Source organism: Seonamhaeicola algicola, from assembly GCF_007997385.1.
Lineage (GTDB): Bacteria > Bacteroidota > Bacteroidia > Flavobacteriales > Flavobacteriaceae > Seonamhaeicola > Seonamhaeicola algicola.
Genome location: NZ_VOSC01000025.1, coordinates 250,132 through 262,977 on the forward strand (window position 1 = coordinate 250,132; position 12,846 = coordinate 262,977).

10 protein-coding genes are annotated in these 12,846 nt (G+C 33.0%); 7 read left to right on the forward strand and 3 right to left on the reverse strand.

Features of this window, described 5'->3' with window-relative positions:
- The first annotated feature begins 382 nt into the window (after positions 1-382).
- From FUA26_RS09775 to FUA26_RS09785, 3 genes are read left to right on the forward strand one after another with little or no spacing between them, the layout of a single operon-like run.
- Positions 383-1,336 (forward strand): methylenetetrahydrofolate reductase, encoded by a 954-nt coding sequence (locus tag FUA26_RS09775; protein ID WP_147135133.1) that lies wholly within the window; start codon positions 383-385, stop codon positions 1,334-1,336.
- A 31-nt stretch (positions 1,337-1,367) separates the two neighbouring features.
- The gene (locus FUA26_RS09780; RefSeq protein WP_147135136.1) at positions 1,368-2,465 is read left to right on the forward strand and encodes an acyloxyacyl hydrolase; all 1,098 of its coding nucleotides are present in this window, start codon (positions 1,368-1,370) and stop codon (positions 2,463-2,465) included.
- Between the two features lie 33 nt (positions 2,466-2,498).
- Entirely contained in the window at positions 2,499-3,245 is a 747-nt protein-coding gene (locus FUA26_RS09785; RefSeq protein WP_147135139.1) for a head GIN domain-containing protein, read from the forward strand.
- On the opposite strand, the gene FUA26_RS09790 is transcribed toward FUA26_RS09785, so the two are convergent.
- Both FUA26_RS09790 and pta read right to left on the reverse strand, forming a co-directional pair.
- Positions 3,231-4,418, reverse strand: a complete 1,188-nt coding sequence (locus tag FUA26_RS09790) for an acetate/propionate family kinase (protein ID WP_147135142.1) — start codon at positions 4,416-4,418, stop codon at positions 3,231-3,233. The genes FUA26_RS09785 and FUA26_RS09790 overlap by 15 nt on opposite strands.
- Positions 4,419-4,422: 4 nt before the next feature.
- A complete protein-coding gene (gene pta, locus FUA26_RS09795; protein WP_147135145.1) occupies positions 4,423-6,510 on the reverse strand; it encodes a phosphate acetyltransferase in 2,088 nt (695 codons plus the stop codon).
- A 457-nt stretch (positions 6,511-6,967) separates the two neighbouring features.
- Between pta and FUA26_RS09800 the strand changes: the two genes are divergently transcribed.
- Positions 6,968-8,584 carry a T9SS type A sorting domain-containing protein gene (locus tag FUA26_RS09800; RefSeq protein ID WP_147135146.1) on the forward strand — a complete coding sequence of 539 codons (1,617 nt, stop codon included), beginning with the start codon at positions 6,968-6,970 and terminating at the stop codon, positions 8,582-8,584.
- 62 nt (positions 8,585-8,646) lie between these two features.
- On the opposite strand, the gene gldA is transcribed toward FUA26_RS09800, so the two are convergent.
- Positions 8,647-9,540 (reverse strand): gliding motility-associated ABC transporter ATP-binding subunit GldA, encoded by an 894-nt coding sequence (gene gldA / locus FUA26_RS09805; RefSeq protein ID WP_147135149.1) that lies wholly within the window; start codon positions 9,538-9,540, stop codon positions 8,647-8,649.
- 376 nt (positions 9,541-9,916) lie between these two features.
- Here gldA and FUA26_RS09810 point away from each other — a divergent pair, with 376 nt between their 5' ends.
- The 3 genes from FUA26_RS09810 to FUA26_RS09820 all read left to right on the forward strand — a co-directional run bounded on the left by FUA26_RS09810 (position 9,917) and on the right by FUA26_RS09820 (position 12,823).
- Entirely contained in the window at positions 9,917-10,744 is an 828-nt protein-coding gene (locus tag FUA26_RS09810) for a prephenate dehydratase (protein WP_147135152.1), read from the forward strand.
- Positions 10,741-11,889, forward strand: a complete 1,149-nt coding sequence (locus FUA26_RS09815) for a pyridoxal phosphate-dependent aminotransferase (RefSeq protein WP_147135155.1) — start codon at positions 10,741-10,743, stop codon at positions 11,887-11,889. The genes FUA26_RS09810 and FUA26_RS09815 overlap by 4 nt, the downstream gene beginning before the upstream one ends.
- An 82-nt stretch (positions 11,890-11,971) precedes the next feature.
- Positions 11,972-12,823 carry a prephenate dehydrogenase gene (locus tag FUA26_RS09820; RefSeq protein WP_147135157.1) on the forward strand — a complete coding sequence of 284 codons (852 nt, stop codon included), beginning with the start codon at positions 11,972-11,974 and terminating at the stop codon, positions 12,821-12,823.
- The last annotated feature ends 23 nt before the right edge of the window (positions 12,824-12,846 follow it).

The following is a 12,846-nucleotide window of genomic DNA, read 5'->3' on the forward strand; positions in this document are numbered from 1 at the left end:
AGTTGCTGCGTTAACGGTTTCTTATTTTGTGTAACAACACGTTGGATGTGTCATCCTGAACTTGTTTCAGGATCTTTTTAAAGTTAACGTTGTTTTCTTGTTCTGATTTTTTGTTGGGATTGTAACAAAATTTCGGTATTAGAACTGTAAGGTTTTTATAGCCTGACAGGACTGAAAAAAGCTTTAAACCAAGGTTAGCCAAAGGACATAATTTTATCAAATTGTACCCTTGGCAAGCCCGCGTTAACGATTGTAGTGGCATCCTTTTTTGAGGTACGAGAAAAAGATATAACGGAAAGCGCGACCCGATAGGGTAACGCAAAAAAATAAATAATAATTATTGAAGAGATTTCTGCCTTTGCGGAAATTACAAAAGCGAGTTATGAAGGTAACAGACCATATTAAAAACGCTAACGGAAAAACCTTGTTTTCGTTTGAGATTGTAACCCCGGTAAAGGGTAAAAATATTCAGGATTTGTATAATAATATAGATCCGTTAATGGAGTTTAATCCGCCATTTATTGATGTAACCACCTCGCGTGAAGAATATGTTTATGTTGAAAAAGATGGGCTTTTAGATCGTAAAACGGTTAGAAAACGCCCTGGAACTTTAGGTATTTCGGTGTCTTTAAAACATAAATACAATATTGATCCTGTACCGCATATTTTATGTGGTGGTTTTACTAAAGAGGAAACTGAGTATATGTTGGTAGATTGCCATTATTTGGAAATTGATAATGTGGTGGCGCTTCGTGGTGATGCCATGAAACACCAAAAATATTTTGAGCCAACTAAAGGCGGACATACCTATGCTTGTGAGTTGGTGCATCAAATATCAGATTTAAATAACGGTAAGTTTTTGCACGAAGAGAATTTAACCGAGTTTAAAACCGATTTTTGTATTGGTGTTGCTGGTTACCCTGAGAAACATATGGAAGCACCATCGTTACAAACTGATTTAAAACGCCTAAAGGCTAAGGTTGATGCGGGTGCAGATTATGTGGTTACACAAATGTTTTTTGATAATCAAAAGTACTTCGATTTTGTAAAAATGGCTAAAGAAGCTGGCATTAATATTCCAATTATTCCAGGTATAAAACCGCTTGCCGTTAATAGGCATTTGCAATTATTACCACATGTGTTTAGTATAGATTTACCAGAAGATTTAATTAATGCTGTAGATAATTGTAAAAATAATGCGGCAGTTAGGCAAGTGGGTATAGAATGGGCTATACAACAATCTAAAGAATTAAAAGAGGCCGGAGTACCGGTGTTGCATTATTACTCTATGGGTAAAAGTGATAACGTACAAGCTATTGCACAAGCATTGTTTTAATTAATGCTTTTAGGTATTATAGCCAAAGTTTATGAGGTATTTAACCTACTTTTTATACGTGTTGTGTGTATGTTGCTTTGCTCAAAAAAAGCACTATACATCTTATATTGATGTTAATTATTTTAAAGGAAACATAGCGGAGCATAACAGTGATATTTTGCACTTAATTAAAGGGCATCCTGAAGGGTATATTATAAGTTGGAACAAAAAAACTTTTGGTTTTAAAGATTGGGAGCAACGTTTTAATTACCCAGACTATGGTGTAACGTATGCTTACCAAAACATGAAAAATCCTGATGTTTTAGGTACAGTTGCATCGTTATACGCGCACTATAACTTTTACTTTTTTAAAAGACATTTAATGTTTAAAGTAGGGCAGGGTTTAGCATACGCTAATAATATTTACGATAAAGAAACTAACTTTAGAAATGTAGCTTATGGCAGCCATATAATGAGTAGCACTTTTGCTATGTTAGGTTATAAAAAAGAGCGCATTTTTAATAAGTTTGGTTTGCAAGCGGGTTTAACTTTAATTCATTATTCTAATGCCAATGTAAAGGCGCCAAATACCAGTACAAATACCCTTGCTTTTAATGTAGGTGTTACTTATAATTTAAATGAAATTGAACCCAATTATCAACAAACATTAAGTGATACTGATAGGAAATTTACACAACCCATAAAGTATAACGTTGCTTTTAGGTTTGGTATAAATGAAAGTGATGTGGTAGGTAGCGGGCAATTTCCGTTTTACATAGCTTCAGTGTATGCAGATAAACGTATTAATAGAAAAAGTGCTTTACAAATAGGAACCGATGTGTTTTTTTCAAAATTTTTAAAAGAGTTAATTTATTACAAAAGTGTGTCTTTTCCTGAGGAAGATGTCTCTGCTGATGATGACTATAAACGCGTTGGCATATTTGCAGGGCATGAATTGTTTGTAAATAAAACATCATTACTAACCCAGTTTGGGTATTATGTATATTACCCTTTTGATTTTGAAGGACGCACTTATATACGTATTGGTTTAAAACGCTATTTTGGTAAAACGTTTTTTGGTGCTTTAACATTGAAATCGCACGGAGCCAAAGCCGAAGCTGTTGAGTTTGGGGTTGGTGTTAGGTTGTAATTTTTAATGTTGTTTCTCAATTTTATAACATAAATGAAAAAACTAGTTTATATAATTGTTTTAACTTTTGTTTTCTCTTGTGATAGTGAAAATGCAGGTGACTGTTTCCAGAAAACAGGTACTATTATACAAGAAGAAGTTTTAGTAGATGTATTTACAAAAATACTTGTAAATAGAGATATTGAATTAGTTATTGAACAAGGCCCAACACAAAAAGTTATTATTGAAACAGGAGAAAATTTAATAAATGATGTTGAAGCAAAAGTTGTTGAAAACAAATTAATATTAACCGATAATAACAGCTGTAATTACGTGCGCAATTATGGTATTACAAAAGTGCACGTAACAGCCCCAAATATTACAGAAATTAGAAGCTCAACACAATTTGATATAAAATCAAAAGGGGTGTTAAGCTATCCTAGTTTAGTCATTTTATCTGAAGATTTTGGAAGCCCTAATACAATTACCAGTGCCAATTTTTATTTAGAAATTGATACTGATACGTTTAGAGTTGTATTTAATAATTTATCAAATTGTTTTGTTTCAGGAAAAACAAATAATCTAAATATTACGTTTGCAGCAGGAACTTCGCGTTTTGAAGGGCAAAACTTAATTGCGCAAAACGTATTTGTTAATAACCGAAGTTCAAATGATATTATTGTAAACCCACAACAACGTTTAACTGGTAAAATTTCAGGAACAGGAAATGTAATTTCGTTAAATAAACCAGCAGATGTTAGTATTCAAGAACTTTACAAAGGGCGCTTAATTTTCAAGTAAATTAACAGCTTGTTTTGCAATTTCTAATTCTTCATTAGTTGGTACAATAAGTATTTTTACTTTAGAAGTTTTGGTGTTTATTGTTCTAATATCACTAGAGCGTAATTTATTCTTTTCACTATCTAAATTAATACCTAAATAGTCTAAATTTTCACAAGCTAAACGTCTAATTATAGAAGAGTTTTCGCCTATACCTGCCGTAAAAACAATAGCATCAAGTCCGTTCATTATGGCCGCATAGCTTCCAATATATTTTTTTATACGGTAAGCATTCATATCTAAAGCTAGTTTACAGGATCTATTACCTTTTTCAGCGTGCTCTTGTATATCTCGTAAATCACTAAAGCCTGTAAGACCTAACATGCCACTTTGCTTTTGCAATAGGGTGTTAATATTATTTAAATCGAAACCATGACGTTGTGCTAAATGGAAAATAACCGAATAATCAACATCGCCAGAGCGTGTTCCCATAATTAAACCACCAACAGGTGAAAATCCTAAACTATGGTCTATACTTTTGCCGTTTTTAACAGCTGTCATGCTGCAACCATTTCCTAAGTGAATAGTGATGATTTTTGAATTTTCTTTGCCTAAATGCGTAATGGCTTTTTCTGAAACGTATTTGTGGCTAGTGCCGTGAAATCCGTACACACGAATATTATATTCATCTAAAAATTTTTGAGGAATAGCGTATTTATGAGCAATTTCAGGAATGGTTTGATGAAAAGCTGTATCAAAAACAGCTACCTGTTTTGCATTAGGGAAAATGCCTTCGGCTACTTCAATGCCTTCTAAATTATGCGGATTGTGTAAGGGTGCTAATGAAAATAATGCCTTTATTTTTTGTTTTACTTCAGCATCAACAAGTGTGGTTTTGCTAAAGTGTTTCCCACCGTGTACAACTCTGTGCCCAACAATAGCTATATCATTGGTGCATGAAATTACACCCGTTTCTTTGTTTAAAAGTTGTTGTGCTACTAAATTTAAGCCTTCTTTATGGTTAGCAATAGGTGTAGTTTTTTCAAAGGTTTCTTTTTCAGATTTAAATTTAAAAATAGCATCATTAAAACCAATACGCTCAATTTGGCCAGAGCAAATTATGCGTTCATTTGGCATTGAAAATAATTGATATTTTAATGATGAACTTCCGGAGTTTAATACTAATACTTGCATAATTTTATTGGTCTTGGGCTTGAATGGCAGTTATAATTACAGTGCTGTAAATGTCATCAGATGTGCAACCTCTACTTAAATCGTTTACAGGTTTATTAAGGCCCTGTAGCATAGGGCCAATGGCTAAGGCACCGGTTTCGCGTTGAACAGCTTTGTAGGTGTTGTTACCGGTATTTAAATCTGGAAAAATTAAAACACTAGCTTGTCCTGCTACTTCAGATTCTGGTAGCTTGCTTTTTCCAATGCGCATATCAACAGCTGCATCATATTGAATTGGGCCTTCAATTTTTAAATGAGGCGCTAAGTTTTTAGCAATTTCTGTGGCTTTTCTAACTTTATCAACCTCTTCACCTTTTCCTGATGAACCCGATGAGTATGATAACATGGCAACTTTAGGTTCAACACCAAACTTTTTTGCAGTTTGAGCTGATGAAATAGCAATTTCGGCTAATTGTTCTGCATTTGGGTTTGGGTTAATGGCGCAATCGCCAAAAATAGAAACTCTGTCTTCTAAACACATAAAAAATACTGATGAAACAATGTTTGCGCCAGGTTTTGTTTTTATAAATTGAAGTGCAGGCCTAAGGGTGTGTTGCGTAGTGTGTACAGCACCAGATACCATGCCGTCTGCATGCCCTTTGTGAATCATCATTGTGCCGTAGTATGACACATCAGACATGGCGTCTTTTGCCATATCAAGGTTTACACCTTTATGTTTTCTTAATTCATAAAACGTATTTACATAATCATCAAAATGTGGTGATTGTGTTGGGAAAACTACATTTACTTTATTTATATCTAAAGGAATATCGTATCGTACAATACGTTCTTGTATTTTTTCTTTTTCGCCAATTAGTGTAATATCAACAACTTGTGCGCCAACTAGTTTAGCGGTGGCTCTAAGTACGCGTTCATCATAACCTTCTGGTAAAACAATATGTTTTTTGTTTTTAAGCGCTGTTTGTAATAGATTGTATTGAAACATTCTAGGGGTGAATATTTCAGATTGAAAGGTTACAAGTTTATCGGCTAACTTGTCAGTATCTACATGCTTTTCAAACGTAGCAATAGAGGTGTTTATTTTATCTGTGTTTTCAGCGTAAATTCTAGATTTAACTTTGCCAATGGCGTTGGTAGCATTAAATGTACCTTTGTTAACGCTTATAATAGGTACAACGCTTGATAGTCCTTCAATAAGTTTTAAAATAGGTTCTTCGGGTAGTAAGCCACCAGTTAAAACAATACCTGAAATTTGTGGATAATTTTTTGATGTGTGCGCTTGTAACGCACCAAGAATAATATCGGCTCTATCACCCGATGTTATTACCAACGAGCCTTCTTTTAATTTTGTAATATAGTTTCTTAATTGCATAACACCAACTCCCGAGTTTTGTACTTGGTTGTTAAGCATATCTTTACCAAAAAGTACTTTGGCATCAAGGGCTTTAACAATTTCTTTTATGGTTGGGTTTGCTAAACTTTCAATTTTAGGTATTACAGCAAAATCTGTACTGTTAATACGTGCGTTAAGTTCGGTTTTTAAAGTAGTAATAGCATCATTATTTACTTTATTAACCATTATTGAAAGTACATCAACTTCCTCTTTAAAGGTATCATGTGCTAACTGAACGCTGTCTAAAATATCTCTATTTTTTTTGCCATCACCATGAATAACAATAATAACAGGTAAACCAAGGTTTTTTGATATGAGCATGTTAATATCAAGCTCTAAACTAGAGTTTTCGTGAGAAAAATCGGTGCCTTCAACCAAAACTAAATCGAAATGTTCTTCAAGGCGTTTGTATTTTTTTATCACTTCATCAATAACATACCCAGATTTGCCTTGGTTGTACAAATCTAAAACTTCACTACGTGTAAAGGCGTACGTTTTTTTGTAATTAATATCAATTTCAAAATGCGAAATAACGGTGTTAATATGGTTATCCATTTCGCCAGCAGCAACATCTTCAATAATGGGTCTAAAATATCCAACTTTTGCTGTTTTACCTAAAAGCATACGCATAAGCCCTAAAACCACAACAGATTTACCACTATTAGGCTCTATGGTAGCTACATAAATTCCTTTGCTCATTATACCTGATTTATGTTATAAAGATACGCTTTGTAGCTTAGCAAAACACGCACCTTTACTAGTTTAATTTTATATTATGCAACAAATGTAATGTAGGTGTGTTTTTTTTAAGATGACAATTATCATGAATTTACAGAAACATGAAAATTGGTTAACCAATAAGTGCTTTTAAGATGTAGTTAAATCTCTAAATAAATTTTACAGGCTTATATTTTATTTATTTTACGTTGTTGTATAACCAAAACAAAAAGTATAAGTATCGTGTTTTGGTAGTAAAGTAATAATATCAATGCTTTGTTGTGAAATTAATATCATTAGATTTTTGAGTAATTATCAATACGCCGAAAGGGTTTCGTTAGTTTTCGTAAAAGAAGTGTTTATTTTTTTTGGATTTGATAAAAACTTGATTTTCAATAATTAATTTTATTGAAATTAAACTAAATAAAACCAAATAATTATGAATGAATTTAAAAAATTCACAGCAAAACTTAAAATTACATTTTTACTTTTTACTTGTCTTTTTGTAGGGCAAGTCTCTTTTGGTCAGCCACCTGGAAGTGGTTGGGGTAACCCTGTATTTCAAGATGATTTTTGGGGGAACTATAATACACCAACAGGATTAAATCCTGCAAAATGGAGGTGGAAAAATAATAATGATAGTACAGGTGGAGATGAAGCGCAGTTTAGAGAGAATATGGTAAGCGTTTCTAACGGTATTTTAACCATTAGCAATAACCTTGTTAGCGATAATAAAGCTGGTAGAAGAGGAGGATGGGTAGATTCCAAAGTTTTTTTTGGTAATGGAGGAACATTCCCCAAGTATGGATATTTTGAGGCAGATATAAGGATAAATAGACAAGGTATTAACTTTAATTGGATAGGAGGAAAAATATGGCCCACATGGTGGATATGGCAGTCTCAGCAAAATGGTTATACACCAACTGAGTTTGATATAATGGAGTATAGCAGATGGACTAATTTTAAAGCAGATGATAATGCCACAAGCTCACATCATTATAGAAATAAAGCAGCTATTGGGCCTAACGGAGCTCAAAAATTTGCCATAACAGATAAGAACTCTCCTAGGGATGAATTTAATTGGCATAAATGGGGTATGCTATGGACGCCTACTGAAGTTACTTTTTATTATGATGGAGTTCCCTATGGTTCTTCTGATAGACCTGGAGATGCTGCTCAAGAAAATATTCCTTTAAAACTAATTTTCTCTTCTAGTCCTCATGTAGTTACTCATCAAGATACACCACCTATTTATGCTCCAAAAGTTTCAGATATTCTTCCGTCTTTTCAAATCAGATCTGTTAAAGTATGGCAAGGAGGAAATCCTGGAAATGGAGGAGGCTCTTCTAATGATGCCCCTGTTGGGGCTACAATTACTATAAAACCTGTAAAAGCTTCATGGATTAATAATACGTTTGATAATCTATCTGCAAGATTCAATGAAAATGGTATAGTTCGCCCAAATGTTAATGGAGCTGGAGAATGGGAAAAATTTGTAGTTGAAGCAGGAGCGAATGGAAATGTAAGATTGAAAGTTAAAAACTTTGGTAATGGATATAGATATTTAACTACTTCAGGAGATAATGCTTTAGTAAACGGAACTTCTGCAACAGCTGCTGGAGCACAATATAAATGGGTTAAAGTAGGTAGTAACACTTTTGGTTTGCAAAGTGTGGCTACAGGAAAATGGATTCAAATTCCTCAAAATCAAAATAAAAACACGGCTACCTTAAACACTAAAGGCGCGCAACGAGGTGATTGGGAGTTGTTTTCTTATACAATAGTTGGTACAGCTAAAAATACAAAAAGTAAAGCAGAGGTTAGCAATGATGTTACTTCAATTAAATTGTATCCTAATCCAGTAAAGTCAGGAGATGTTGTTAGTTTAGGATCAAACCTAGAAGATGTAAATATAAAAGTTTATAATTTAAATGGTTCACTTATTTTAAAAAGTAGAAAAGCTGCATTTAGTACAACGGGTTTAACAGCTGGCTTGTATTTTGTAGATGTAACATCAAAAAGTAATCACAAAATAATGAAATTAGTAGTAGAGTAAATTTAAATTCTATTAAATTTTAAGAAGCTACCTTAAAATAAAAGGTAGCTTCTTTTGTTTTTTTAAGATGTAGTTAAATCTCTAAATAAATTTTCTAAGCTTGCGTTTTTTTGATTTAGTTGAAGAATTTTTAACTTATTATCATGCGCAAAATCAAAAACATGCGCACGCATATCTTCTGAGGTGTTAAACGTAATTTCGTAAACAAAATCATGTGTGTTGGTAACCTTACTAACTTTTGGTAGTTGTTTTAAAAAGGCATCTTCAACACGGTAATCAAACTCTACAATAACAGTTTGTTCTTTATCGTTTCGTAATTCTGAAAGCTTTTTGTCGGCAACAATTTCGCCTTTATTAATTATAATTACACGGTTGCACATGGCTTCAACCTCTTGCATTATGTGTGTTGAAAGAAATACTGTTTTGGTTTTGCCAATGGTTTTAATAAGGTTTCTAATATCAATTAACTGGTTAGGGTCTAAGCCTGTAGTGGGTTCATCTAAAATTAAAACATCGGGGTTATGTAAAAGTGCAGTTGCTAATCCAACACGTTGCCTGTAACCTTTTGATAGTTGTCCAATTTTTTTATGCGCTTCGGGTGTTAAACCTGTAAGTTCAATAACATCATTAATACGTGTTTTTTCTACTTTATAAACACCAGCATTAAAAGCAAGATATTCTTTTACGTATAAATCTAAATACAACGGATTGTGTTCTGGTAAATAGCCAACACTTAATTGTACATGTTTGCTGTTGGTTATATTATGGTTGTTAACACTTGCTCTGCCGTTAGTTGGTTGTAAATAGGTGGTTAAAATTTTCATCATGGTAGATTTACCTGCACCATTAGGCCCTAAAAACCCAACAATTTCGGGTTTCTTTACTTCAAAAGACACATTATTAAGTGCTTTTTGGTTGCCGTAATGTTTTGAAATACCGTTAACCGTAATAGACATAATACTATATTGTTTATACCAAAAGTAAACGTTTTTTTTTATTTGAAGTATTATATGCCTTGGCTAAACCCTTAAATATGATTTTTCAATGAAAAATTTAGTTTTTTGTACAGTAAAAACAAACGATAACTCAACGTAAAGTGTTATTTACTGTAAAATCTATAAAACTGTTTTAAAATGAATAAAAAAGTATTTTTACAATTTTGATTTCCTAAAATATTATTTACTTTAGCCACATAATTATGAGAACAACAGCAGTTTATACATATTTTGGTTTTTATTATTTCTTTTTTAGCAAAAGGAACGAGACATTGTATGTATAAATTTAAATAATAAATTAAAGTATAAGTCTCGGTGAAAATCGAGACTTTTTTTTATGATAAAATCAGTAGCAATACAAGGAGTTAAAGGATCTTTTCATCACATTGTTTCTCAACAGTTTTTTGATGAAAACGTAAACCTAATTGAGTGCTTAACCTTTGATAGAGTTGTTGAAGCCCTAATTACTAAAGAATGTGATGCGGCTATAATGGCTTTAGAAAACTCTATAGCAGGTTCAATAATACCCAACTATGCATTAATTGATAATTATAATTTGCATGTTGTTGGAGAGCATTATTTAGATATTCAGCATAATTTAATGGCATTGCCAGGGCAAACTATAATTGATATTAAAGAAGTATACTCGCACCCAATGGCATTGCTACAGTGCAAAGAGTTTTTTAAAAATCATCCGCATATTAAATTGGTAGAAGATAAAGACACTGCCGAAGTTGCTGATAGAATACATAAAAATAAACTAAAAGGTGTTGGCGCAATAGCTAGTGTACTAGCAGCTAATATATTTAATTTAGATGTGTTGGCGCATAGTATTCAAACTATTAAACACAACGAAACACGTTTTGCTATTGTAAAGCGAACAAATTCTGAAGTAGCAAAAGAAGCCATTAATAAAGCATCGGTTAAGTTTGAAGCTAACCACAAACGCGGCAGTTTAGCAGCCATTTTAAATGTAATGAGCGACTGTAAATTGAGTTTAACAAAAATACAATCGTTACCAATTATTGATACGCCGTGGAAATATGCCTTTTTTGTTGATGTTACTTTTGAAACATACGCCGATTTTGATAAAGCAAAATCATTAATAAAAATTATGGCCGAAGGCTTTAAAGTTTTAGGCGAATATAAAAATGCCAAGTTATGATACAAGTTGCTAACAGGTTGCATACCGTAGAAGAATACTACTTTTCAAGGAAATTACGCGAAGTAGGCCAAATGGTGGCTAGCGGTAAACCTGTAATAAATTTAGGTATTGGTAGCCCAGATTTACAACCGCCGCAAAAGGTTGTTGAGGCTATTGTAAATAGTTTGCAAGATGCAACAGCTCATAAATATCAAAGCTATCAGGGTTTACCTGAGTTACGCGAAGCTATGGCAGCTTTTTATAAAGATCATTTTTCGGTAAACATCAATGCCAATACCGAGGTGCTACCATTAATGGGTAGTAAAGAAGGTATCATGCACATATCAATGGCATACCTAAATGAAGGTGATGAAGTATTAATACCTAACCCAGGGTATCCAACATATCAATCAGTAACAAAACTGGTTGGGGCTAAAGCCGTTTTTTACAATTTAAAAGCCGAAAACAATTGGTTACCAGATATTGATGCCCTTCAAAAGTTAAATTTAAGTAAGGTTAAATTAATGTGGGTTAATTATCCGCATATGCCAACAGGCGCGCAACCTTCAAAAATAGCTTTTAGAGGGTTAATAGATTTTGCAAAACGTAACAATATTTTAATAGTAAATGATAATCCGTACAGTTTTGTGCTTAATGAAAATCCTACCAGCATTTTAAGTGTAGAAGGTGCTAAAGATGTTTGTTTAGAGCTTAATTCGTTAAGTAAAACATTTAATATGGCCGGTTGGCGTGTAGGTATGGTGTTGGGTAGCAGTACGCATATTCAAAATATTTTAAAAGTAAAAAGTAATATGGATTCTGGTATGTTTTATGGCATTCAAAAAGGAGCTGTTGAGGCGCTAAAATGCTCTAAAATGTGGTATGTTACTTTAAATAGTGTGTATAAAAAACGCCGCGAATTAATTTGGAAGCTAGCCAAAGCATTAAACTGCACCTATGATGAAAACGCTACAGGCATGTTTGTGTGGGCAAAACTACCACAAGGTATAAAAGCCGAAGAATTTATAGATACTGTATTAATAGAAAATAACATTTTTATAACACCAGGAACTATTTTTGGTAGCCAAGGCGAAGGTTACATAAGGTTTTCTTTATGCGCTTCAACAGAAGCTATTGAAGAATGTATAGCAAGAGTAAATAGGTAAACAAACGTTAATGACAGTTTACCAAACAACATAATAATAAAAATTCTATAACCCGCTTTTTTTGTGTGGGTTGAGAAATGATATGAAAAATATATACGTAATAGGCGTTGGTTTAATTGGTGGTAGCTTAGCAAAAGATATTAAGCAACACAACCCCAATGTGGTTATACACGGCATTAGTAGAAAAGATGCTACCCTAGAGCAAGCATTATCATTGGGCTTAATAGATAAAAAAGCTACTTTAGATGATGTTCAGTATGCCGATTTAGTTATAGTATCAATACCTGTTGATGCTACCGTAAAACTATTGCCATCTATATTAGATAAAATACCCGATACAGGTTTAGTTATAGATGCGGGTTCAACCAAAGAAGCCATTTGTAAAGTGGTTGAAAATCACCCAAAACGCCGTAATTTTTTAGCGGCACATCCAATTGCAGGTACAGAGCACTCAGGCCCTAATGCAGCAATTAGCGGCTTGTTTGAAGGTAAAACTAATATAATCTGTGAGGTTGAAAAAACGGCTTTTAAATTGCAAGAACAAGCTCTAGAAATTTTTAAAGCATTAGGCATGCGCATTCGTTACATGAATCCGGAGGCACATGATAAACATATAGCCTATGTATCGCATTTATCGCATATAAGTTCATTTATGTTAGGTAAAACTGTTATTGAAAAAGAAAAAAATGAACGTGATATTTTTGATATGGCAGGTAGCGGATTTGCATCAACAGTACGTTTAGCTAAAAGTTCTCCAGAAATGTGGACACCTATTTTTAAACAAAATAAAGTAAACGTTATTGAAACTTTAAATGAATACATAAACAACTTAACTCAATTTAAAGAGTTTATGGAACAAGATGATTTTGATGCCATTTTTAAAGAAATGCAAGACACAAATCATATAAAAGATATTTTAAACGGAATAAATTAAAACAAGAATACAACTAGTAAACC